The organism is Pseudomonas sp. MWU13-2517, assembly GCF_023242545.1.
GTDB lineage: Bacteria > Pseudomonadota > Gammaproteobacteria > Pseudomonadales > Pseudomonadaceae > Aquipseudomonas.
Map to the genome: position 1 here is coordinate 336064 of NZ_JALMFA010000002.1, position 20945 is coordinate 357008.

Consider the following 20945-nt stretch of genomic DNA (forward strand, 5'->3'; position numbering starts at 1 on the left):
CGCTTTCTCACACTAGCGCGTTTCGTTTTGCCATCTCGATGAGTTCTACCAAGGATTTGGCTTTGAGCTTCTGCATGAGCCTCTTTTTATAAGTGCTGACTGTTTTATTGCTCAAGAACATGCCTTTGGCTATTTCTTTATTAGTTCGCCCTTGGGCAAAAAGTTGTAAGACCATCAACTCTCGATCGTTGACTGTTTTGAATAATTCCAACTCCTGCGTGTCCACGCCTTCGCTGCCGTTGCCATTCAATGCCTGGCTGGGGAAATAGTTGTAACCGGACAGTACCGCACGGATCGCACTCAGCAGCTCGCTGAGGTCACCTTCCTTGCAGACATAGCCTTCAGCACCCGAGCGCATGCAGCGTGTTGCAAACAAGGTAGGACACTGGGCCGTGAGCACCAGCGTTTTCATCGAAGTATTCATTGCGTTGAATCGGCAGAGTACTTCGAGACCATCAAGTTTCGGGATGCTGATATCGAGAATAACCAGATCCGGGAGACACTCGCGGACCATTTGTATGGCATCGCAACCATTGTCTGTTTCGCCAACTACTTTGTAACCTTCATGTTCAAGTAGCATTCTAATGGCCAGTCGTATAACAGGATGGTCGTCAATAATAAAAACCGTATTCATAATCACGCTCCGCGCCGATGCAAATAAAGCGGGCACATTAGCTCAGAAGACGGGTGAGGAGGATCAATGCCCACGGCGTAGATATAAAACAAGAAAGATCCTACATAAAAAAAGGCATGCGCCTACCAGCTATAGGGTGATTGTGAATGGGAGGACGGGAGTTTTGGAGGCGAATTCAATGAATGAAGGTAGCAGGGAGTTTACGGTGCACTTAGCGTCGTTTTTCATCAGCTGATATGTTTAACGTCCTACATTTATCGATTTAATAGTCTTTCAAGTTCATCTTTGTTCAATGGCTTGGACAGATACCCTAATACGGGCAGGCCTCGCTGCGCAGCTTGTGTGGCCAGGTTACTCAACTCGGTGGCAGGTAACCCACTGAGCAGAATCGCACTACTGATAAAACGGCCACGGCTGGCTATTTCTATCAATTCGAGCCCGGGTAAGTCAGGCAGGCACTGGTCGCAGAGCATCAGGTCGAAGGGTAATTCGGATTGGGTCATCGTCCGGATGGCTTGTTCGGCATTTTCCACCGGCATCAGTTGACTGAAACCGAAGCTTTTGAGCAGGCATTGGGTGGCCAGGAGTTGAAAGGGATGATCTTCCACCACAAGAATACGAAGAGAGTGTCTGGGCATAGGGAGCACGCAGTGAGTCAAGCATCGATGGGGTGTAGGAATTGTTTGCCAGGCCCGCGAGGAACGCGCGTGATTATTCTTCGGGTGCCTGTACGAATTCGATCAGGCCGCTCTGTTCCCTTCGTAGGGTAATTCTCTTCAGGGAACAGGCTGCTGGATTCGACGCTTATTGAGGGCTGGAACGGCCAGTCATCTCGCGTGCCATCTCGGTGGCGTAACTGTCAGTCATGCCGGCGATGAAGTCGATCATGCGCAGAAACGAGGCATGCAATGACCAGGCAGGGTCCGGTGCACTATTGCCCAGCAAGTCGAGGATGCGGCGGTTCTTGAACGACGGCGTGCGCCCGCCATGTTGTTCCAGGGCTGCACCGCAAAACGCGTTCAACAGGATTTCCAGGGTGGTGTAGGCCCCGATTTCATGCAAGGTCTTGCGCTTGTCCTGGAAAATTTTCTTGCGCGCCATGTCTTTGGCATCCAGTACGCAACGCTTGGCAGGCCCATGCATGTGCTCGACCAGATCGCCAGGCAGGGTGCCGGCCAGCAGGGCGTCCTGCTGTTCGACAAACGCGCGTGCCGCAGCGTTGGTCAGGTGCTCGATCGCCTTGCCGCGCAAGATAGCCAGTTTGCGGCGGCGGGAGTCCAGCGCACCCAACTGTCGATAGGTCTGTGGCAGGTCGTCGCCCACCAGGTCGAGCAGCAGCGATTCGACCTCGGCATACTCCAGCAGGTCCATCTCCAGCCCGTCTTCCAGGTCGATCAGCGCGTAGCAGATATCGTCCGCGGCCTCCATCAGGTAAACCAACGGGTGACGCGCCCAGCGTTGCTCTTCCAGTTGTGGCAGCCCGAGTTTGTGGGCGATCTGCTCAAGAATCGGCAGCTCGCTCTGGTAACAGCCGAACTTGTGTTTCTTGTAGCCCAACGAGTCGGCGTGACGGGCGGTCCAGGGGTATTTCAGGTAGGTGCCCAAGGTGGCGTAGGTCAGCCGCGTGCCACCGTCGAACTGGTGGTATTCCAGCTGGGTCAGTACCCGAAAGCCCTGGGCATTGCCTTCGAAATTAAGGAAATCATTGCGTTCGGCGCTGGTCATGTCGTCCAGCCAGCCACGGCCCGCCGCCTGCTGAAACCAGTGGCGAATGGCATCTTCGCCGGAATGCCCGAAAGGCGGGTTGCCGATGTCATGGGCCAGGCAAGCCGATTGCACCACCATGCCCAGGTCACTCGGGTCGCACCAGTCGGGCAGGGCGCTGCGCAGGGTCTCGCCTACGCGCATGCCGAGGGAGCGGCCAACGCAACTGACTTCCAGTGAATGGGTCAGGCGCGTGTGGATATGGTCGTTGCTCGATACCGGATGCACTTGGGTCTTGCGGCCCAGGCGCCGGAATGCACCTGAGAAGATAATGCGGTCGTGATCTTTATGAAATGGGCTACGGCCCAGTTCTTCCGGGCTGTGCAGGGGTTTACCAAGGCGTTCGCGAGTCAGCAGGGTGGGCCAATCCAAGGCGGGTGCTCTCCGTTCGTTGAAGGATCTGCCCAGCTTCCGGGTTCGGCGTGGCCTGGGCAAGCGAAAATCTACAAGCAGGCGAGTCGTTGCTCATCGATCACAGGCCTGCTCAAACGTGGGGGCGAAAAAAGGCCCGGCCCTCTTCTGATGAGGCCCGGGCCGATACTGTCTGTAACAGGCAGCCGGTGCGGTTCAGCCTCTGCGCGAGGCGCCTTGCATGGCCAGCTTGATCAGCGGGATCAACCCGGCACCCAATCGCACCAAGCGCGTCACGCTGCTGATACTGCCGCCCTTGGCGCCTTTGCCGGTAAAAAAGCCGAGCAGCGTCACCGCTGCAACGCCCCATAGCGGCGCGTGCTTGATCCCCAGGCTGTCTTGCCAGTTATGGCGCATGTCGCGCATTTTGTGCAGGGGCGCCATCAGTTGCTGGGACTCGTGGCGGATCTCCTGGCGATGCATTTCCATGCGCAGGCGGATCAACGCCTTGCGCATTTCCCGGCGTGAGCTGGATGGCGGGATTTCAGTCAGGCTCATGGCAGCAGGCGCTCCCGATCATTGGCCAACTCTTCCAGGGTGGCGTGGAAAGGTGTGGATTCATCGAAAACCGCCGCTTTCAAGCGCAACCCGCAGAACGCGGCGGCCAGGATGTAAAACACGCAGAGGCTGATGATCCCGGTGAGACGGTAGGTGTCCCACACCAGAATCATCAGCAGCGCCGACAGCCCCACCAGTAACAGCAAGGCAAACACCAGCGCGAGGCCGGCAAACAACAGCAAGCTGACGGTGCGCGACTTCTGTTCCTGCAGTTCGATGCCAAACAACTCGACGTGGCTGTGCAGCAAGCCTAGAACGGCCGCGCCCAGGCGTCTCGAGGTTGAGCTTGCGCCCTTGGACGACTCGGTTTCGCCGATAGACATGGTTAGCGCCTTGTGGCCAGCAGGCCAATCAGAAAGCCCACGCCAGCGGCAATACCGACTGACTGCCAAGGGTTGGCCTGCACGTAATCCTCGGTGGCAGCGACCGCCGCCTGCCCGCGTTCACGCAGGGATTCCTCAGTCAGTTGCAGGGTTTCACGGGCCTTGAGCAGGCTCTCGTGGATCTTGCTGCGTAGCTCATCGGCCTGGTCGCCGGCCAGCACCGCAGTGTCGTCCAGCAACTTCTCGGTGTCGGCAACCAGGGTTTGAAAATCTTCCATCAGTATTTCTTGAGCAGTCTTTGCCGTTTTTCTGGCCATGGTTATCTCCGTGAGTGGCTGATCGGTACGTACGGTTTCGAGTCACCGGCTTCGGTGAAGGTTCAGTGCAATTGTCTGGTACAGCTTTTGCTTTTCCTTGGTGCGCAGCCCCAAGAGGCTGCGCTGAATCCGGGCGCTCGGGCCTCAAGCCCGCAAAAACCTTACCCTAAAAACTGAAACTCGCGGAAAAACCCTTTCGGTAACGGCCTGTTGTGTTGATCGCTGCACTAAAGCGGTTCACGTCCCCTGAAGAGGGGCGGGGCTGGTGGTGCCAATTTAGTGCGTGAAACCCAGGCTTGAACCGCTTTGGTGCTTTTTGCCTTTGATGCAGGCCTGCCAACGCTCATGGAAAACTTGCAAAGTGCGGTGGACACCTTGGTCCACAGCTCCAACACCCTGTTCATTCTGATCGGTGCGGTCATGGTACTGGCCATGCACGCCGGCTTTGCGTTCCTGGAAGTCGGCACTGTGCGCCAGAAAAACCAGGTGAATGCCTTGTCGAAGATCCTCAGCGACTTCGCCATCTCCACCCTGGCCTATTTCTTTATAGGCTATTGGATTTCTTATGGCGTGAGCTTCATGCAACCGGCGGCGGTGATCAGCGCCGATCACGGCTACGGCCTGGTGAAGTTCTTCTTTCTGCTGACGTTCGCGGCAGCGATCCCGGCCATTATTTCCGGCGGTATTGCCGAGCGCGCGAAGTTTGCTCCCCAGTTGTGCGCCACCGCCTTGATCGTAGCGTTTATTTACCCGTTTTTCGAAGGCATGGTGTGGAACGGCAATTTCGGCTTGCAAGCCTGGCTGCTCGCAGCCTTTGGTGCCGGCTTCCATGATTTCGCCGGTTCTGTGGTGGTGCACGCCATGGGCGGTTGGTTGGCATTGGCGGCGGTCTTGCTGCTGGGGCCGCGTAATGGCCGATACAGGGAGGGGCGATTGGTGGCGTTCGCGCCGTCGAGCATTCCGTTTCTGGCATTGGGCTCGTGGATTCTCATCGTCGGCTGGTTCGGCTTTAACGTGATGAGTGCGCAAACCCTCAGCGGCGTCAGCGGCCTCGTCGCCGTCAACTCGCTGATGGCGATGGTCGGTGGGACGGTCGCGGCGCTGATCATTGGTCGTAATGACCCGGGCTTCCTGCATAACGGCCCGCTGGCCGGGCTGGTGGCAATCTGCGCCGGTTCTGACCTGATGCACCCGGTGGGCGCGCTGGTCACCGGGGCTGTCGCGGGCGGGCTGTTTGTGTGGTTCTTCATTGCGTCTCAGGATCGCTGGAAGATCGACGACGTGCTGGGTGTATGGCCGCTGCATGGCCTGTGTGGCGTCTGGGGCGGTATCGCCTGCGGCATCTTCGGCCAGTCGGCCCTCGGCGGCCTGGGCGGTGTCAGTCTGATCAGTCAACTGATCGGTACGGGCCTTGGCGTAGCGGTGGCGCTGGTCGGTGGCCTGCTGGTCTATGGCCTGATCAAGCGCGTACACGGGCTGCGCCTGAGCCAGGAAGATGAGTATTACGGCGCCGACCTGTCGATCCACAAAATCGGCGCAGTCAATCAGGACTGACAGGCGGCTCTGCCTGCGGGTGGAACCCGTGCAGCAGGCGATAGCGGTTATGTCGCACTTCGTCCACCCGCGCCTGTACGTGTTGGTCCGGCAGGCCCAACAGGATCAAGGCGTGGGAGGCGAGCATCAGGCTCGACTCCAGCAGTTCGGGCACCACTTCGCTGGCGCCTGCAGCTTTCAGTTCGGCCAGTTGGCTGTCATCGCGGGTACGCACCAGGATCGGCACGTCAGGGTTGATCCGTCGCGCTTCCCTGAGCACCACCAGGGCTACGTCCGTGTTGTCCACAGCGATCACCACCAAACGCGCCCGTTCCAGCCCGACCGCACTCAGCAAGGCGCCACGGCGACAGTCACCGTAGTGCACGCTGCTGTCTTCAGTGGCTGCTTCCTGTACCCGTTCCGGATCGTCATCCAGTGCGATAAACGCCTGCTGTTCGCGGCGTAGAAAACGCCCGATGGATTGCCCGACCCGGCCATATCCGCAAATCACCGCATGACTGCGTAACTGGGCGTTGAGCGCGGCGATTTCCTCCAGTTGCACTTGCAGATTGGGTTTGCGGTGCAGGCGCTGGGCGATCGCCGGTGCGGCGCGCAGCAACAGCGGGGTGAGCAGCATCGAGCAGAATGTGGCGGCGAGCAGCAGGGCATTGAATTCATCGGGAATCAACCGGCTTTGTTGCATCTGCGCCATCAGTGCAAAACAGAATTCGCCACCCTGGGCCAGGGCCAGGCCACTGCGCCAGGCGGTTTCGCTGTCGCTGCCCCGCCACTTTACCAATACCGCCACCACGCAACCTTTGACCAGCATCAGGGCGAGGGTCAGGCCGAAAATCCACAGACTGTGGCTGACGAAGAGTTGCAGGTCGATAAGCATGCCGATACTGACGAAAAACAAGCCCAGCAAAATGTCGCGAAACGGTCGGATATCCGCTTCGATCTGGTGCCGGTAATGGCTTTCCCCCAGCAGCATGCCGGCCAGGAACGCACCGAGGGCGGGGGAGAGTCCGAGCAGGTGCGTCAGCCAGGCGGTCAGCAGCACGATCACCAGCGCCAGCAACACAAACAGCTCCGCCGAATGGGACGCGGCCACTTCATGGAATAACCGCGGTAATAGCCAGCGGCTGGCGCACAACAGGCCGACGAACAGCACCACGGTTTTGCCCAGTGTCAGTGGCAGCGCCCAGTACCAGGCTTGGGTGCTGCTGCCGGCAAACACCGGCACCAACGTCAACAGCAATACGGCCACCACATCCTGAAACAGCAGCACGCCAATTGCATTCTGGCCATGGCTGCTGAAGATTTCCCCGAGGCTGCCCAGCTCCTTGCTGACGATAGCGGTGGAAGACAACGCCAGCCCGGCACCCAGTAGCAGTGCGACACCGGGCGCCAGGCCCAAGCCCATCAGCACACCCCCCAGTAGCACGCCACACCCCAGTACCTGCAGGCTGCCCAGGCCAAATACCACTCGACGCAGAGCGAGCATTTTGCTCAGGGAGAACTCCAGGCCCAGGGAGAACAATAGGAACACCACGCCGAGCTCGGCGAGGTCCGGCAGCTCTTCGCTGTCATTTACCCAATCCAGCGCGGTGGGGCCGACGGCCAGGCCGACGCACAGATAACCCAGCACGGGCGGCAATTGCAGGCGGCGAAAGAGCGCAATCACCACCAGGGATGAGGCCAGAATGATCAGCAGGTTGGCAAACACGGAAAGCTTCCTTGCAGGTTGGGCGGGCAAAAAGCCGCGAGAGTCGCTGAATCAGTTATAGGCCATGGTGACCTGGGTCAGGTTTTTTGCGGGAGTGGGCTTCATGCAGTCACCGGGCTTAGAATGGTTGCCTGTTTTTTGAACGGGTCCATTCATCATGCCTCCTGAATGCCAGTTATTCGGCACGCTGGGTTGCCACCTTTGTGAACTTGCCGAAGCCGAAATCATGCCGCTCGTCGAACGGGGGTTGCTGGTGGAGCTGGTGGATATCGCCGACCCCGACGACCTGACCGAAGCTTATGGCCTGCGGATTCCGGTGCTTCGCCGGGTAGACACCGGGGCTGAGCTGGATTGGCCGTTCGACACGGAACAGGTAGTGGCATTCTTGCTCTAGCCTTTATGCGATGGCGGGTTTCCAAATATTGCGTTACTGTATGTTTGTACAGCGATTGAATAGAGGGAACGCCCGTGGTGAATGTTGAACAACTGAAAAGCAGCGTCAATCGCATGTCCGCCGATGTCGTGCGCGATGCGGTGAACGGGCTGCGCCTCGACGGCCTGGTCACGGAAGGCAAGACGCCATTTAACAAAGTGCATTTCAACACCTGCTTTGCGGAGATCGAGGCGTTGTTCCAGCGTGCCGGTTATCACAAGCAATTGGATGTGGTGGGTTATCAGGGCTTGCTGTACGCGTTGTACGATCCCGGCCGCTGGGAAGCGGTAGATGTGCTGCGCTGGCTCAAGGAGTTCACCGAGGCCGCGAGTGCTTCGCCCATCCTGCGTACGCAATTGGCCAAGGCTTGAGATCGGCCCTAGGCTCGATACCGCTCCTTGCGGGATAATGCCGGCCTGTTTTTCCAGGTTTAGAGCCTCTCCATGTCCACTTCCGGTTTTTCCGCGTCCCAGCATCAAGCCAGCACGTTGTATCTGCCTCCGGGTCCTTGGGCGACGGTGCTGGATTGCCTGTGCGAACACTTTCCGGCCATCGGCCGTGAGCAGTGGCTGGACCGTATCGCGCGGGGGCGGGTGCTCGATCTCCATGGCCACCCGATCAGCCTGGGCCTGGCTTACAAGGAGGGCCTGTGCATCTACTACTTCCGGGAAGTGCCCAATGAGAAGGTGATTGCGGTACAGGAAACCATCTTGTATGCCGATGAGCATCTGGTGGTGGCTGACAAACCCCATTTCCTGCCGGTGACGCCAGCCGGTGAGTACGTCGAACAAACCCTGCTGCGTCGCCTGATTCGCCGTCTGGACAACCCCTCGCTGGTGCCCCTGCACCGTATCGACCGCCACACGGCGGGGCTGGTGTTGTTCTCGGCCAACCCGCAAAGCCGTTCGGCCTACCAACAACTGTTTCCCACGCGGCGCATCGAAAAATTCTACGAAGCCATCGCCCCGGCGCTGCCCCACCTGGCCTTTCCTCTGGTGCATAAAAGCCGCCTGGTGGATGGCGAACCGTTCTTCCGCATGCAGGAAGGGCCGGGCGCCAGCAACACCGAAACAGCCGTGGAGGTGCGCGAAAAACACGGCGACTTATGGCGCTACGGACTGTTCCCCGTGACCGGTAAAAAGCACCAGTTGCGCGTGCACATGACCGCGCTCGGCGCCAGTATCTGCAATGACCCGTTCTATCCCGATGTGATCAAGGATGCCGAGGACGACTATGCCAACCCGCTGAAGCTGCTGGCCCAGGGCGTACGTTTTATCGACCCGGTCACGGGGGAGCCGCGTGATTTTCGCAGCCGGATCAGCCTCGACTGGTAACCCGCAGAAACGACAAGGCCCGCACGAGGCGGGCCTTGGGCAGCAAGCGTAAAGACTTACAGGTCTTTAACGGTGCGCACCTGATCCTTGTTGATGCGGGTTTCCTTGCCATCAAGCTGTTTGAACTCGTAGAAGCCCGAAGCTTTGTCGAAAGTCGGGGTGTCGACGGCCTGGATTTCGCGACCGTCATTCAGGGTGATCACTGTTGGCGAGGCGCAACCGGCGAGGGTAGCGAGGCCCAGTGCAAGCATGAGAGCGGCGATGGTCCGTTGAGTCATGAGATTGTCTCCGAGAGAATACTTTTGAATTACTGAACGTGTGACGCACACGGCGTCGCCAAGTTCCTTGTTCGCCGATCATTCTGACACGCTAGTTCCAGGGTGCAACAGCTGCGGCGTATTAAGGTTGGCCAGGCGTGGATCATTGTCCGGGCATCCCAGGGCGATGCCACCCAGTTGCAGCAAGATATTGCGCGGGCTGCGTTCGCCGGCGTCCCAGGCGTATTCCACCTGGTTTTTGAGGGCGGTGGGGATGATGCAGAGCAAGGGTTCCCAGAACTCGCCCTGTCGTACCATGACCGGCACCCTGGGGTTGCTGCGCGATGTCTCCCACAGGTCGGCGAGCAATCGTGCGTCGATGTTCGGCACATCACACGGCAGTACCAGCAGATGCTGATGGCGTGCGGCGACCAGGCCCGCACGGATGCCGGCGAGCGGGCCGGGGAAGTCTGCGCTGTCGTCGCTCACCAGTTGGTCCGCATAGGGGGCGTACAGATCATGATTGCGGTTGCATGAGATGATCAGGTCATCCGTCAGCGGCCGAGTCAGGCGTTGCAAGTGCGCGATCAGCGGCGCGCCACGCCAATGCAGCAGGCCCTTATCCTGGCCGCCCATGCGTTGGCCACGGCCACCGGCCAACAGCAGGATCGAACAGGGCAGGGGCGAATAATCAACGGGCATGGCGGTTTCGCTGCGGCAGGTAAATAAGGCCCTGTGATATAACATCGGGCTGTTCCTTCGACAACCGGACCGAGCCATGAAAGCCAAGGCTGATGCGCCTTTCGTACCCCTGAACATCGCTGTATTGACCGTCAGCGACACCCGCACCCTGGACACCGACACCTCGGGTCAGGTTTTCGTTGATCGCCTGACCGCTGCCGGCCACTTCCTGGCCGAGCGCGTGTTGCTCAAGGACGACCTCTACAAAATCCGCGCCCAGGTGGCCCACTGGATTGCCGAGGACGTGGTGCAGGTGGTGTTGATCACCGGCGGCACCGGCTTTACCGGCCGTGACAGTACGCCCGAAGCGGTGAGTTGCCTGCTGGACAAGCAGGTCGACGGTTTCGGCGAGCTGTTCCGCCAGATATCCGTGGCGGATATCGGCACCTCCACCGTGCAATCCCGCGCCCTGGCCGGCCTGGCCAACGGCACGCTGGTGTGCTGCCTGCCGGGCTCCACCAATGCCGTGCGCACGGGCTGGGACGGCATCCTCGCCGAGCAGTTGGACAACCGTCACCGCCCGTGCAATTTCGTACCTCATTTAAAGCAGGCCCAGCCCTGTGAATCCCGTGGATAAGCCCGGCAAGACCGGTGCCCTGATGCCGGTGGAAGAAGCTCTGCAGCGACTGCTGGCCATGGCCGAAGCCACGCCGATCCGCGAGACGGAAATGTTGCCCCTGGCTGCAGCCGATGGACGCGTACTGGCGCAAGACCTGATCTCAACCCTTGACCTGCCGCCATGGCCCAACAGTGCCATGGACGGTTATGCCCTGCGTCTGTCGGATTGGACGGGTGAACCGTTAGCCGTCAGCCAACGTATTTTCGCTGGCCAGGCGCCACAGCCACTGGCGGCCGGAACCTGTGCGCGCATCTTCACCGGAGCTCCGGTTCCTGAAGGCGCGGACTGCGTGGAAATGCAGGAAAACGCCGTGGTCCACGCCGATGAACGCGTGAGCTTTACCGAGCCTCTGCACGCCGACCAGAACATCCGCCCTCAGGGCCAGGAAACCACCGTCGGCGAGTTGGTGCTCCCTGCCGGTACGCGCCTGGGCCCGATCGAGCTGGGCCTGGCGGCTTCCCTTGGCCGTGATCGACTGGACGTGATCCGCCGCCCGCGTGTAGCCGTGTTGTCCACCGGCGACGAACTGATCGAACCCGGCTTGCCGCTCGGTCCGGGCCAGATCTACAACAGCAATCGCCGTGTGTTGTGTGCTTGGCTTGCGCGCATGGGCTGTGAAGTGATCGACGCAGGCATCCTGCCGGATGACCTGGAGCAGACCCGTTCCCGACTGGCAGGCTTGAGCGCGGTTGATCTGATTCTGTCCACGGGCGGTGTGTCGGTGGGCGAAGCGGACTTCCTCGGGGTCGCCCTGCGCGAAGAGGGCGAACTGGCGCTGTGGAAGCTGGCGATCAAACCGGGCAAGCCGCTGACCGTCGGCCATTTCCGTGACGTGCCGGTGATCGGCCTGCCCGGTAATCCGGCCTCGACCCTGGTGACGTTTGCGCTCTTGGCGCGACCGTACATCCTGCGGCGTCAAGGCGTGGCCGATGTGGAGCCGCTGCGTTTCGAAGTGCCGGTGGGGTTCGAGTGGCCCAAGCCGGGCAACCGCCGCGAGTACCTGCGCGGGCGTATCGAACAGGGCAAGGCGATCATCTACCGCAACCAGAGCTCCGGCGTGCTGCGCAGCGCGGCGTGGGCAGAAGGGTTTGTAGAGGTAGTGGAAGGCACGACGCTTAAAGCGGGGGATCGCGTTAATTTCATCCCGCTGAGCGAAGTCCTCAACTGAACACAAATCCCCTGTGGGTGCGGGCTTGTCTGCTCCCACATCTGGATCTACGCGTGTCAGTTAAAACTCAGTAATCGTCGCCACGCTCCGTCACATCCCGTTCCACTGGCGCCGCATCCGGATCGAACCCTGCCGGGAACTTGCCCTTCAACGACCAGGCAAACGCAATGATTTCCGCCACCGTGCGGTAAAGCTCCTCAGGAATACTGTCGCCCAACTCCATGCGCGCCAGCAGCTTCACCAACTCGGCGTTTTCATAGATCGGGACTTCATTGTCCTGCGCCAACTTCAGGATCGCTTCAGCCAGCGCATCATCGCCTTTGGCAGTCAGGGTCGGTGCCTGCTGGCCGTCGTACTTGAGGGCAATCGCCTGGCGGGGCGGATGAGTGTTTTTCATGCGGTTTCATCCACCCAGCGCTGTTCCAACCCGGTTCGCGGCCCGCGCGGCGGGGTACCGACGTGGCAATCCAGATCACCGACATTCAGACCTGAGGACACCAAACGCTCGCGCAGGCTGCCCAAATGGCTTTCGATCAAGCTGGCGGTGAATGGCCGGGCCGCCCACAGTTGGCTGGACAGTTTGCCCTGGCTCAGTTGCGCCTGGACCTGCAACGGCCCCAGCGGCTCCATGTCGAACGCCAACTCGACGCGCCAGAGCATCTGCCTGGGGTCTTTTTTCTCTTTGCGTTCGGGCTGCTCCTTGTCCGGCGCAGGCTCTTCACGCTGGAACTTGACCTGCAACGGTACGATGTCCTGCAGGGTGCGCAGGGGTATTTCCAACTGCCAGGTGGTTTGCAGACGGCCGTCGGCGGTGAGGCCGGTTTGTTCCAGGCTCGACAGTTGGTGGCTTTGCAACCGAGAGATCGCTGCGGCAGCCAGGCGCAGCAGGTTTTCCAGGTCGCCTTCGCCTTCCAGGCGCTGCATCAGCCGATCCGGTAACGGAAAACCGGCGGGTGCTTGCCGGGCACTGATCTGGCCAAGGGTGCTCAGTGGATTGCGCACGAAGTTCGGTAGCACTTGGGCCAGCGTGTTGGCGGCAAGGATGGCCTTCAGGTTGGTTGAGGTGGGCAGGGCCGGCAACAAATCGGCGACCAGGCGCAGCAGCGCGCCTTTCATGTCCAGCGGCGGTATCTGCGGGTTTTGCCCGGCCAGTAACCTGGCTTCAAGAAAGGCGCCGCTGTTCTGTACCAGTTGCGCCAGCACCTTGGGGTTACTGGCTTGTGCCAGGTCGGGCAGGGCGGCGAGCAATCGGTCGGCGGCGGCGCGTAGGTCGGCGGAGGTGCTGTCGCCGGCGGGCAGGTTTTGCAGCGCGGTGAAGAGCACATCCAGCGAGCCCTGGCGGCTTTGCTGGGTCGAGAGTTGCTGCGCGACGGCCAACTGATCCTTGAGCCCGCTCAAGGGTACGAAGTTCAGGGTTTGCGCATTCTGCACCACGGCGCTGAGCAAGCTGCCGACCCGCAGCGGCTGTGGGCTCTCCACCGTGAGGGTGGCGCCTGCCAGGGCATTGTTGAGCACGCTCACCAGCGAGCGATAGATCGCCGGCTGCGTGGCGCCCTGAGGCAGCATCTGGGTGGTCAGCACCTTGGCTTGCAGCAGCGTGCCCTCGGGCATTTGCGTGGTATCGATGCGGGTAAGGGCAGCGACGTTGGCGCTTATGGCTTGCTGCAAGGAGAGGGTCAGGTTGCCCGTTGGTGTCTGGCTCACCACCACGTTGCTGCCCAATGGCAAAGGCTGGGCACTGCTGGCTTGCACCAAGGTCTGGCGACCGCCATCCAGGGTCAGTTTGAGCAACAGCTGAAAGGTATCGCCGCCTTGTTTAAGCGCGAGCACTTCGGCGTTCGCGGTCTTGCCAGGGTCGATCAGCCCCGTCTGCGGCTCCAGCAGTTTGAGCAACTCACCGGTCGCAGGCAGTGGGGCAGGTGCCGGCGCTGGGGTTGGAGGCAGAGGAGGAAGGTTGATCTCACCGGTCATCGTACGCGTCGTCTCTGGGGAAATTGCCCTCTTTAGAGTAGGGCATCACATGTATAATGCCGCCCGTCTGCAAAGAGAGCGGTAAAAACCTCACAACTATTTGATCCAGCTCTCTAAAATCGGTCGCCAAAGCCGTTATTGTGCATCTCTCTATAACGGCCGCTGCACCGCCGACTTGAACCGTAAAGGCCCGCGATCTCTTGACCAGCCCTCTTCTTGAAGCCGTAGCGCTTGCCTGTGAACGCGACCTGCGCCTGCTGTTCGAACACCTCGAACTGCGGCTGACGGGTGGCGACATGGTGCAGATCAGCGGCCCCAATGGCAGCGGCAAGACCAGTTTGCTGCGCCTGCTGGCCGGCCTGATGCAGCCGACGGCCGGAGAGGTCCGACTCAACGGCAAGCCCCTCAACGAACAACGCAGCACGCTTGCACGCAACCTCGTATGGATCGGCCACGCCGCCGGCATCAAGGACGTGCTCACCGCTGAAGAAAACCTCAGTTGGCTCAGCGCCCTGCATCATCCCGCGACCCGTGACGCCATCTGGCAGGCCCTGGCCGCCGTCGGCCTCAAGGGTTTCGAAGACGTGCCTTGCCACACCCTGTCTGCCGGCCAGCAGCGTCGCGTGGCCCTGGCGCGTTTATATCTGCCCGGCCCGCCGCTGTGGATTCTCGACGAGCCCTTCACCGCCCTCGACAAACAAGGCGTCGCTCAACTCGAAGAACACCTGGCCCGGCACTGTGAGCAGGGCGGCCTGGTGCTGCTGACCACTCACCACACCCTGGCCCGCCTGCCCGCCGGTTATCGCGAGCTGGACCTGGGGCGGTGGTCGCTATGAGCGTGTTCGCCCTGCTGGTCGCCCGTGAAGCGCGGCTGTTGTGCCGTCGCCCGGCCGAACTGTCCAACCCGCTGGTGTTCTTCGCCATCGTGATTGCCTTGTTTCCGTTGGCGGTTGGCCCCGAGACTAAACTGTTGCAAACCTTGTCTCCAGGCCTGGTGTGGGTGGCCGCGCTTTTGTCCGTCCTGCTCTCGCTGGACGGGCTGTTTCGCAGTGATTTTGAAGACGGTTCCCTTGAACAGTGGGTCCTTTCGTCGCACCCTCTGCCACTTCTGGTACTGGCCAAGGTGCTGGCACACTGGTTTTTTTCCGGCTTGGCGCTGGTCTTGCTCTCCCCACTGTTGGCGATGATGCTGGGGCTGCCCGTGGAGTGCCTGCCGGTATTGCTTCTATCCTTGTTGCTCGGTACGCCGGTGCTCAGCCTGTTGGGGGCCGTGGGCGCAGCGTTGACTGTCGGTTTGAAACGGGGTGGCCTGTTGCTGGCCCTGTTGATTCTGCCTTTGTATATCCCGGTGTTGATCCTGGGCAGCGGTGCTCTGCAAGCCGCGCTCATGGGCATGCCGGCGACCGGTTACCTCTTGTGGCTTGGTAGCCTGACCGCCCTGGCGGTAACCCTGACACCCTTTGCTATAGCCGCCGGCCTGAAGATCAGTGTCGGCGAATAATGAGGTCTGGTTGAGAGCGCAATAACCTTAACCAGTAAAGACCCCTGAGCGTCCCGCTACGACGGGAAGCCACCGTGATGGAAACAGCAATGAACTGGACCTGGTTTCACAAGCTCGGCTCGCCCAAATGGTTTTACGGTATCAGCGGCAAGCTGCTGCCGTGGTTGAGCATCGCCGCCCTCTTGCTGATCGGCGTCGGCCTGGTCTGGGGCCTGGCCTTCGCGCCGCCGGACTACCAGCAAGGCAACAGCTTTCGGATCATCTATATCCACGTACCTGCCGCGATGCTGGCCCAGTCCTGCTACGTGATGCTGGCGGTGTGCGGCATCGTCGGGCTGGTGTGGAAAATGAAACTGGCCGATGTCGCCCTGCAATGCGCCGCGCCCATCGGTGCCTGGATGACCGCCGTGGCACTGGTGACCGGCGCGATCTGGGGCAAACCGACCTGGGGTTCGTGGTGGGTGTGGGACGCGCGACTAACGTCCATGTTGATCCTGCTGTTCCTGTACTTCGGTCTGATTGCATTGGGCAACGCGATCAGCAATCGTGAGAGTGCCGCCAAGGCCTGTGCGGTGCTGGCGATTGTCGGTGTGATCAACATCCCCATCATCAAATACTCGGTGCAGTGGTGGAACACCCTGCACCAGGGCGCCACGTTCACCCTCACCGAAAAACCGGCGATGCCCGTGGAAATGTGGGCGCCGTTGCTGCTGATGGTGCTGGGGTTCTACTGCTTCTTCGGGGCCGTGCTCCTGATGCGCATGCGCCTCGAAGTGCTTAAGCGTGAAGCCCGCGCCAGTTGGGTCAAGGCCGAAGTGCAAGCCTGCCTGGGAGCGCGTGGATGAGTTTTGCATCTTTCAGTGACTTTCTCGCCATGGGCCACCACGGCCTGTATGTCTGGACGGCCTATGGCATCTGCCTGGCGGTGCTGGCCCTCAACGTCGCCGCGCCGATCCTGGCCCGCAAGCGTTACCTGCAACAAGAGGCGCGTCGTCTGCGCCGGGAGACCGATAAGTGAATCCGCTGCGTAGAAAACGTCTGTTGATCATCCTTGCCATCCTGGCCGGCGTCGGCATTGCCGTGACCCTGGCCTTGAGTGCCCTGCAGCAGAACATCAACCTGTTCTACACCCCGACCCAGATCGCCAATGGCGAAGCGCCGCATGACACACGCATCCGCGCCGGTGGCATGGTGGAGAAAGGCTCGCTGAAACGCTCCTCCGACTCCCTGGACGTGACGTTCGTGGTCACCGACTTCAACAAGGCGGTGACCATTACCTACCGCGGCATCCTTCCGGACCTGTTCCGCGAAGGCCAGGGTATTGTTGCCCTGGGCAAACTCAACGCCGACGGCGTGGTGGTGGCCGATGAAGTGCTGGCCAAGCATGATGAGAAATACATGCCCCCGGAAGTGACCAAAGCGTTAAAGGACAGCGGCCAATCCGCACCGACGCCAGCCAAGGAGGGCTAAGTGATGACGTCCGCACTGTTTATTCCGGAACTGGGCCATTTGGCGATGATCCTCGCCCTGTGCTTCGCCGTCGTGCAGGCGGTGGTGCCGTTGCTCGGGGCCTGGCGTGGCGACCGCCTGTGGATGAGCCTGGCGCAGCCGGCCGCCTGGGGCCAGTTTGCGTTCCTGGTGTTTGCGTTTGGCTGCCTGACCTACGCTTTCATGACCGACGATTTTTCCGTCGCCTATGTGGCCAATAACTCCAACAGCGCCTTGCCTTGGTACTACAAGTTCAGCGCCGTATGGGGCGCCCACGAAGGTTCGCTGCTGCTGTGGGCGCTGATCCTCGGCGGCTGGACCTTCGCCGTGTCAGTGTTCTCGCGCCAACTGCCGCAGGTGATGCTGGCCCGTGTACTGGCGGTGATGGGCATGATCAGCGTGGGCTTCCTGCTGTTCCTGATCATGACTTCCAACCCGTTCAGCCGCATCCTTCCGCAGATCCCAGCGGACGGTCGCGACCTCAACCCACTGCTGCAGGACATCGGCCTGATCGTGCACCCGCCGATGCTCTATATGGGTTATGTCGGTTTCTCGGTGGCCTTCGCCTTCGCCATCGCCGCCTTGCTCGGCGGCCGCCTCGATGCCGCCTGGGCGCGCTGGTCGCGGCCATGGACCATTGTGGCCTGGGCCTTCCTCGGCATTGGTATCACCCTCGGGTCATGGTGGGCCTATTACGAACTCGGCTGGGGCGGCTGGTGGTTCTGGGACCCGGTAGAAAACGCCTCCTTCATGCCTTGGCTGGTGGGCACGGCGCTGATTCACTCGCTGGCCGTCACTGAAAAACGCGGCGTGTTCAAGAGCTGGACCGTGCTGCTGGCGATTGCGGCATTTTCCCTCAGCCTGCTCGGCACCTTCCTCGTTCGTTCGGGCGTGCTGACTTCGGTGCATGCGTTTGCGTCCGACCCTGCGCGCGGCGTATTCATCCTGATCTTCCTGCTGTTCGTGGTCGGTGGTTCACTCACCCTGTTCGCCCTGCGCGCACCAGTGGTCAAGAGCCAGGTGGGTTTCAACCTGTGGTCGCGGGAAACCCTGCTGCTGGGCAATAACCTGGTGTTGGTGGTGGCCGCTTCGATGATCCTGCTCGGCACCCTGTACCCACTGGTACTGGATGCCTTGAGCGGCGCCAAGCTGTCCGTCGGCCCACCGTACTTCAATGCGTTGTTCATCCCGTTGATGGGCTTGTTGATGGTGGTGATGGCCGTTGGGGTGCTGGTGCGCTGGAAAGACACCCCCGTCAAATGGCTGGTCGGTATGCTGATGCCGGTGCTGCTGGGCAGCGTGGCCTTGGCGGTGATCGCCGGCATCGCGTACGGCGACTTCAACTGGGCGGTGCTCGCCACCTTCCTGCTTGCAGCCTGGGTGTTGCTGGCCGGCGTGCGCGATATCTTCGACAAGACCCGCCACAAAGGCCTGATCAAAGGCTTGCCGACGTTGACCCGTAGCTATTGGGGCATGCAGATCGCCCACATCGGCATTGCCGTATGTGCATTGGGCGTGGTGTTGTCCAGCCAGAACAGCGCCGAGCGCGACCTGCGCCTGGCGCCGGGCGAGGCCATGGACCTGGCCGGTTACCACTTTATTTTCGAAGGCGCCAGGCACTTCGAAGGTCCGAATTTCACCTCAGACAAAGGCACCGTGCGCGTCGTGCGCAACGGCCGGGAAGTGGCCGTGCTGCACCCGGAAAAACGCTTGTATACCGTGCAGAGTTCGATGATGACCGAAGCGGGTATCGACGCCGGTTTCACCCGCGATCTCTATGTGGCGCTGGGGGAGCCTCTGGGCGACGGCGCCTGGGCGGTACGCGTGCATGTGAAGCCGTTTGTACGCTGGATCTGGTTCGGCGGCCTGCTCACCGGGTTGGGTGGTTTGCTTGCCGCGCTGGACCGGCGTTATCGGGTCAAGGTCAAGAGCCGGGTGCGTGAAGCCCTCGGCCTGCAGGGAGCGGCGGTATGAAGCGTTGGTTGATGGTGCTGCCGCTGGCAGCATTTCTGGTGGTGGCGGTGTTCCTCTATCGCGGCTTGTACCTGGACCCGGCCGAGCTACCTTCGGCCATGATCGGCAAACCATTCCCGGCGTTCAGTTTGCCGACGGTGCTGGGCGACAAGACCCTGACCCGGGCCGACCTGCTGGGCAAGCCGGCGCTGGTCAACGTGTGGGGCACCTGGTGCATCTCCTGCCGCGTCGAACACCCGGTGCTGAACAAGCTGGCCGAGAAGGGCGTGGTGATCTACGGCATCAACTACAAGGACGACAATGCGGCGGCATTGAAGTGGCTGGCGGAGTTTCACAACCCGTACCAGCTGGATATTCGCGACGAAGACGGCAACCTGGGTTTGAACCTCGGCGTGTACGGCGCCCCGGAAACCTTCTTTATCGACGCCAAGGGCGTAATCCGCGACAAATACGTCGGCGTGATCGACGAAGTGGTGTGGCGTGAGCAACTGGCCGCCAAGTACCAGGTGCTGGTCGATGAGGCCAAGCCATGAAGCGTTGGTTGACCGCTGCCGTGCTGGCGCTGGGCCTGGCGGGCGTGGCCCACGCTGCCATCGACACCTACGAATTCGCCAATGACGCCGAGCGCGAGCGTTTCCGCGACCTGACCAAGGAACTGCGCTGCCCCAAGTGCCAGAACCAGGACATCGCCGACTCCAACGCACCGATTGCCGCCGACCTGCGTAAAGAAATCTTCCGCATGCTGGGGGAGGGCAAGGACAACCAGCAGATCATCGACTTCATGGTTGATCGCTACGGAGATTTCGTGCGTTACAAACCGGCCCTCACCGGCAAGACCGCGCTGCTCTGGTTCGGCCCTGCCGGCCTGCTGCTGACCGGTGTCGTGGTAATGGCCGTGATCGTGCGCCGTCGCCGAGCTGCACCGACTGATGGCAGCGACGCACTGTCCCCTGAAGAGCGTAAACGTCTCGACCAATTGCTGGACACCAAGACTGATGATTGATTTCTGGCTCGCAGCCGGCTTGCTGCTTCTGATTGCCCTGAGTTTCCTGTTGATTCCTGTACTGCGCGACCGCCGTGCCCAACGCGAAGAGGATCGCACCGCATTGAACGTGGCCCTGTACCAGGAACGTGTTGCCGAACTGCAAGTGCAGCAGGACGAGGGCGTGCTCAATGCGGCGCAACTCGATGCCGGCCGCGCGGAAGCGGCCCGTGAGTTGCTGGCTGACACCGAAGGCGCGGAAAAACCCCGTGAGTCGCGCCTGGGCAAGCCGCTGCCATTGCTCGCTGCACTTCTGGTCCCGGTATTGGGCATCAGCCTGTACTTGCACTTCGGCGCCAGCGACAAGGTCGAGCTGACCCGCGAGTTTTCCCAGCCGCCGGTGTCCATGGAAGACATGACCCAGCGCCTGGAGCGCGCCGCCGCCGCCCAACCGGACTCGGCCGAAGGCCTGTACTTCCTCGGCCGTGCCTATATGGCGCAGGATCGCTCCGCCGATGCCGCGAAAGTCTTCGAGCGCACCGTGGCCCTGGCCGGTCGCCAGCCGGAACTGCTCGGCCAATGGGCGCAGGCGCAGTACTTTGCCGACAACAAACAGTGGTCGCCCAAGGTTCAAGCGCTGACCGACGAAGCGTTGAAGCTGGATCCCAAGGAAGTCACCAGCCTCGGCCTGTTGGGTATCGCGGCCTTTGAAGGCCAGCGTTATCAGGAAGCGATCGACTACTGGAATCGTCTGCTGGCGCAACTGCCACCGCAGGACAACTCCCGTGTGGCGCTGCAAGGCGGGATTGATCGTGCGGCCGAAAAACTGAAGGAAAGCGGTGGCACCGTCGCGCCGAAAGCGGTGATGAAAGTGCGTGTGGATTTGTCGACCGAGGTGAAGGCCAAGGCCCTGCCCACCGACAGCGTGTTCATCTTTGCCCGCGCCGTCTCCGGCCCGCCGGCACCATTGGCGGCCAAGCGCGTCACCGTGGCCGAACTGCCGGTGACTGTCGAACTGGGTGATGCCGACGCCATGATGCCGCAGTTGAAACTGTCGAACTTCCCCGAAGTCCAACTGGTTGCGCGCATATCCCGGGCAGGTCTTCCGACCACTGGCGAGTGGATCGGCCGCAGTCAACCGTTGGCCAGCACTACCGCTGCGGTGCAGCAACTGACCATCGACAGTCCGGATAAGTAATACGAGGAAACGC

The 20945-nt window shown here is 61.0% G+C and carries 26 protein-coding genes; 15 read left to right on the forward strand and 11 right to left on the reverse strand.

Annotation, left to right across the window (positions count from 1 at the left end):
* Nucleotides 1–7: 7 nt before the first annotated feature.
* The 6 genes from M5B97_RS04150 to M5B97_RS04175 all read right to left on the reverse strand — a co-directional run bounded on the left by M5B97_RS04150 (nt 8) and on the right by M5B97_RS04175 (nt 4007).
* A complete protein-coding gene (locus M5B97_RS04150) occupies nt 8–634 on the reverse strand; it encodes a response regulator transcription factor (protein ID WP_123715980.1) in 627 nt (208 codons plus the stop codon).
* A gap of 254 nt (nt 635–888) precedes the next feature.
* Nucleotides 889–1272: a response regulator gene (locus tag M5B97_RS04155; protein ID WP_134659858.1), complete on the reverse strand. Its 384-nt coding sequence runs from the start codon at nt 1270–1272 to the stop codon at nt 889–891.
* A 166-nt stretch (nt 1273–1438) separates the two neighbouring features.
* Nucleotides 1439–2770, reverse strand: a complete 1332-nt coding sequence (locus M5B97_RS04160; RefSeq protein ID WP_123715982.1) for a deoxyguanosinetriphosphate triphosphohydrolase — start codon at nt 2768–2770, stop codon at nt 1439–1441.
* 195 nt (nt 2771–2965) lie between these two features.
* On the reverse strand, nt 2966–3307 hold the full coding sequence (locus M5B97_RS04165) for a hypothetical protein (RefSeq protein WP_134659862.1): 342 nt from the start codon (nt 3305–3307) through the stop codon (nt 2966–2968).
* The gene (locus tag M5B97_RS04170) at nt 3304–3690 is read right to left on the reverse strand and encodes a phage holin family protein (protein WP_123715984.1); all 387 of its coding nucleotides are present in this window, start codon (nt 3688–3690) and stop codon (nt 3304–3306) included. Before M5B97_RS04170 ends, M5B97_RS04165 begins: the two co-directional genes overlap by 4 nt.
* A gap of 2 nt (nt 3691–3692) precedes the next feature.
* The gene (locus tag M5B97_RS04175) at nt 3693–4007 is read right to left on the reverse strand and encodes a YqjD family protein (protein ID WP_123715985.1); all 315 of its coding nucleotides are present in this window, start codon (nt 4005–4007) and stop codon (nt 3693–3695) included.
* Between the two features lie 345 nt (nt 4008–4352).
* Here M5B97_RS04175 and M5B97_RS04180 point away from each other — a divergent pair, with 345 nt between their 5' ends.
* A complete protein-coding gene (locus tag M5B97_RS04180; RefSeq protein ID WP_248730826.1) occupies nt 4353–5561 on the forward strand; it encodes an ammonium transporter in 1209 nt (402 codons plus the stop codon).
* On the opposite strand, the gene M5B97_RS04185 is transcribed toward M5B97_RS04180, so the two are convergent.
* Nucleotides 5548–7266, reverse strand: a complete 1719-nt coding sequence (locus M5B97_RS04185) for a monovalent cation:proton antiporter-2 (CPA2) family protein (protein WP_248730827.1) — start codon at nt 7264–7266, stop codon at nt 5548–5550. The two genes, M5B97_RS04180 and M5B97_RS04185, sit on opposite strands and share 14 nt — an antisense overlap.
* 157 nt (nt 7267–7423) lie before the next feature.
* Between M5B97_RS04185 and M5B97_RS04190 the strand changes: the two genes are divergently transcribed.
* From M5B97_RS04190 to M5B97_RS04200, 3 genes are all read left to right on the forward strand, one after another.
* Nucleotides 7424–7660 (forward strand): glutaredoxin family protein, encoded by a 237-nt coding sequence (locus tag M5B97_RS04190; protein WP_134659866.1) that lies wholly within the window; start codon nt 7424–7426, stop codon nt 7658–7660.
* A 74-nt stretch (nt 7661–7734) separates the two neighbouring features.
* The gene (locus tag M5B97_RS04195) at nt 7735–8070 is read left to right on the forward strand and encodes a transcriptional regulator (RefSeq protein ID WP_248730828.1); all 336 of its coding nucleotides are present in this window, start codon (nt 7735–7737) and stop codon (nt 8068–8070) included.
* 72 nt (nt 8071–8142) lie between these two features.
* Nucleotides 8143–9033 carry a pseudouridine synthase gene (locus M5B97_RS04200; protein ID WP_248730829.1) on the forward strand — a complete coding sequence of 297 codons (891 nt, stop codon included), beginning with the start codon at nt 8143–8145 and terminating at the stop codon, nt 9031–9033.
* A 56-nt stretch (nt 9034–9089) separates the two neighbouring features.
* On the opposite strand, the gene M5B97_RS04205 is transcribed toward M5B97_RS04200, so the two are convergent.
* Complete coding sequence (locus M5B97_RS04205; RefSeq protein WP_123716000.1) at nt 9090–9311, reverse strand: YgdI/YgdR family lipoprotein; 222 nt, start codon at nt 9309–9311, stop codon at nt 9090–9092.
* A 78-nt stretch (nt 9312–9389) separates the two neighbouring features.
* Nucleotides 9390–9992: a molybdenum cofactor guanylyltransferase MobA gene (gene mobA, locus M5B97_RS04210; RefSeq protein ID WP_134659871.1), complete on the reverse strand. Its 603-nt coding sequence runs from the start codon at nt 9990–9992 to the stop codon at nt 9390–9392.
* A 76-nt stretch (nt 9993–10068) separates the two neighbouring features.
* On the opposite strand from mobA, the gene moaB reads away from it, so the two are divergent.
* Entirely contained in the window at nt 10069–10608 is a 540-nt protein-coding gene (gene moaB / locus M5B97_RS04215; RefSeq protein ID WP_123716001.1) for a molybdenum cofactor biosynthesis protein B, read from the forward strand.
* Entirely contained in the window at nt 10592–11818 is a 1227-nt protein-coding gene (gene glp / locus M5B97_RS04220) for a gephyrin-like molybdotransferase Glp (protein ID WP_248730830.1), read from the forward strand. Before moaB ends, glp begins: the two co-directional genes overlap by 17 nt.
* Before the next feature lie 67 nt (nt 11819–11885).
* On the opposite strand, the gene M5B97_RS04225 is transcribed toward glp, so the two are convergent.
* Together M5B97_RS04225 and M5B97_RS04230 are read right to left on the reverse strand one after the other, a co-directional pair.
* Nucleotides 11886–12215 (reverse strand): EscU/YscU/HrcU family type III secretion system export apparatus switch protein, encoded by a 330-nt coding sequence (locus tag M5B97_RS04225; RefSeq protein WP_123716003.1) that lies wholly within the window; start codon nt 12213–12215, stop codon nt 11886–11888.
* Nucleotides 12212–13789: a flagellar hook-length control protein FliK gene (locus M5B97_RS04230; protein WP_248730831.1), complete on the reverse strand. Its 1578-nt coding sequence runs from the start codon at nt 13787–13789 to the stop codon at nt 12212–12214. Before M5B97_RS04230 ends, M5B97_RS04225 begins: the two co-directional genes overlap by 4 nt.
* Before the next feature lie 200 nt (nt 13790–13989).
* Here M5B97_RS04230 and ccmA point away from each other — a divergent pair, with 200 nt between their 5' ends.
* From ccmA to ccmI, 9 genes are all read left to right on the forward strand, one after another.
* A complete protein-coding gene (gene ccmA / locus M5B97_RS04235) occupies nt 13990–14625 on the forward strand; it encodes a cytochrome c biogenesis heme-transporting ATPase CcmA (RefSeq protein WP_248730832.1) in 636 nt (211 codons plus the stop codon).
* On the forward strand, nt 14622–15290 hold the full coding sequence (gene ccmB, locus M5B97_RS04240; RefSeq protein WP_248730833.1) for a heme exporter protein CcmB: 669 nt from the start codon (nt 14622–14624) through the stop codon (nt 15288–15290). The genes ccmA and ccmB overlap by 4 nt, the downstream gene beginning before the upstream one ends.
* An 89-nt stretch (nt 15291–15379) precedes the next feature.
* Nucleotides 15380–16135 (forward strand): heme ABC transporter permease, encoded by a 756-nt coding sequence (gene ccmC, locus M5B97_RS04245; RefSeq protein ID WP_134659879.1) that lies wholly within the window; start codon nt 15380–15382, stop codon nt 16133–16135.
* Entirely contained in the window at nt 16132–16308 is a 177-nt protein-coding gene (ccmD, locus tag M5B97_RS04250; RefSeq protein WP_071487711.1) for a heme exporter protein CcmD, read from the forward strand. Before ccmC ends, ccmD begins: the two co-directional genes overlap by 4 nt.
* Nucleotides 16305–16760 carry a cytochrome c maturation protein CcmE gene (gene ccmE / locus M5B97_RS04255; RefSeq protein WP_123716008.1) on the forward strand — a complete coding sequence of 152 codons (456 nt, stop codon included), beginning with the start codon at nt 16305–16307 and terminating at the stop codon, nt 16758–16760. The genes ccmD and ccmE overlap by 4 nt, the downstream gene beginning before the upstream one ends.
* 3 nt (nt 16761–16763) lie before the next feature.
* On the forward strand, nt 16764–18752 hold the full coding sequence (locus M5B97_RS04260) for a heme lyase CcmF/NrfE family subunit (protein WP_123716009.1): 1989 nt from the start codon (nt 16764–16766) through the stop codon (nt 18750–18752).
* Nucleotides 18749–19285 carry a DsbE family thiol:disulfide interchange protein gene (locus M5B97_RS04265; RefSeq protein ID WP_248730834.1) on the forward strand — a complete coding sequence of 179 codons (537 nt, stop codon included), beginning with the start codon at nt 18749–18751 and terminating at the stop codon, nt 19283–19285. The genes M5B97_RS04260 and M5B97_RS04265 overlap by 4 nt, the downstream gene beginning before the upstream one ends.
* On the forward strand, nt 19282–19755 hold the full coding sequence (locus M5B97_RS04270) for a cytochrome c-type biogenesis protein (RefSeq protein ID WP_134659882.1): 474 nt from the start codon (nt 19282–19284) through the stop codon (nt 19753–19755). Before M5B97_RS04265 ends, M5B97_RS04270 begins: the two co-directional genes overlap by 4 nt.
* Nucleotides 19748–20932 (forward strand): c-type cytochrome biogenesis protein CcmI, encoded by a 1185-nt coding sequence (gene ccmI, locus M5B97_RS04275; protein WP_248730835.1) that lies wholly within the window; start codon nt 19748–19750, stop codon nt 20930–20932. Before M5B97_RS04270 ends, ccmI begins: the two co-directional genes overlap by 8 nt.
* The last annotated feature ends 13 nt before the right edge of the window (nt 20933–20945 follow it).

Bases quoted from the DNA above. Each gene is read 5' to 3' on its own strand.
- M5B97_RS04150 (WP_123715980.1), bottom strand. From the start codon at position 634: ATGAATACGGTTTTTATTATTGACGACCATCCTGTTATACGACTGGCC.
- M5B97_RS04155 (WP_134659858.1), bottom strand. From the start codon at position 1,272: ATGCCCAGACACTCTCTTCGTATTCTTGTGGTGGAAGATCATCCCTTT.
- M5B97_RS04165 (WP_134659862.1), bottom strand. From the start codon at position 3,307: ATGAGCCTGACTGAAATCCCGCCATCCAGCTCACGCCGGGAAATGCGC.
- M5B97_RS04170 (WP_123715984.1), bottom strand. From the start codon at position 3,690: ATGTCTATCGGCGAAACCGAGTCGTCCAAGGGCGCAAGCTCAACCTCG.
- M5B97_RS04175 (WP_123715985.1), bottom strand. From the start codon at position 4,007: ATGGCCAGAAAAACGGCAAAGACTGCTCAAGAAATACTGATGGAAGAT.
- M5B97_RS04180 (WP_248730826.1), top strand. From the start codon at position 4,353: ATGGAAAACTTGCAAAGTGCGGTGGACACCTTGGTCCACAGCTCCAAC.
- M5B97_RS04190 (WP_134659866.1), top strand. From the start codon at position 7,424: ATGCCTCCTGAATGCCAGTTATTCGGCACGCTGGGTTGCCACCTTTGT.
- M5B97_RS04200 (WP_248730829.1), top strand. From the start codon at position 8,143: ATGTCCACTTCCGGTTTTTCCGCGTCCCAGCATCAAGCCAGCACGTTG.
- M5B97_RS04205 (WP_123716000.1), bottom strand. From the start codon at position 9,311: ATGACTCAACGGACCATCGCCGCTCTCATGCTTGCACTGGGCCTCGCT.
- mobA (WP_134659871.1), bottom strand. From the start codon at position 9,992: ATGCCCGTTGATTATTCGCCCCTGCCCTGTTCGATCCTGCTGTTGGCC.
- moaB (WP_123716001.1), top strand. From the start codon at position 10,069: ATGAAAGCCAAGGCTGATGCGCCTTTCGTACCCCTGAACATCGCTGTA.
- M5B97_RS04225 (WP_123716003.1), bottom strand. From the start codon at position 12,215: ATGAAAAACACTCATCCGCCCCGCCAGGCGATTGCCCTCAAGTACGAC.
- M5B97_RS04230 (WP_248730831.1), bottom strand. From the start codon at position 13,789: ATGACCGGTGAGATCAACCTTCCTCCTCTGCCTCCAACCCCAGCGCCG.
- ccmB (WP_248730833.1), top strand. From the start codon at position 14,622: ATGAGCGTGTTCGCCCTGCTGGTCGCCCGTGAAGCGCGGCTGTTGTGC.
- ccmC (WP_134659879.1), top strand. From the start codon at position 15,380: ATGAACTGGACCTGGTTTCACAAGCTCGGCTCGCCCAAATGGTTTTAC.
- ccmD (WP_071487711.1), top strand. From the start codon at position 16,132: ATGAGTTTTGCATCTTTCAGTGACTTTCTCGCCATGGGCCACCACGGC.
- M5B97_RS04260 (WP_123716009.1), top strand. From the start codon at position 16,764: ATGACGTCCGCACTGTTTATTCCGGAACTGGGCCATTTGGCGATGATC.
- M5B97_RS04265 (WP_248730834.1), top strand. From the start codon at position 18,749: ATGAAGCGTTGGTTGATGGTGCTGCCGCTGGCAGCATTTCTGGTGGTG.
- M5B97_RS04270 (WP_134659882.1), top strand. From the start codon at position 19,282: ATGAAGCGTTGGTTGACCGCTGCCGTGCTGGCGCTGGGCCTGGCGGGC.
- ccmI (WP_248730835.1), top strand. From the start codon at position 19,748: ATGATTGATTTCTGGCTCGCAGCCGGCTTGCTGCTTCTGATTGCCCTG.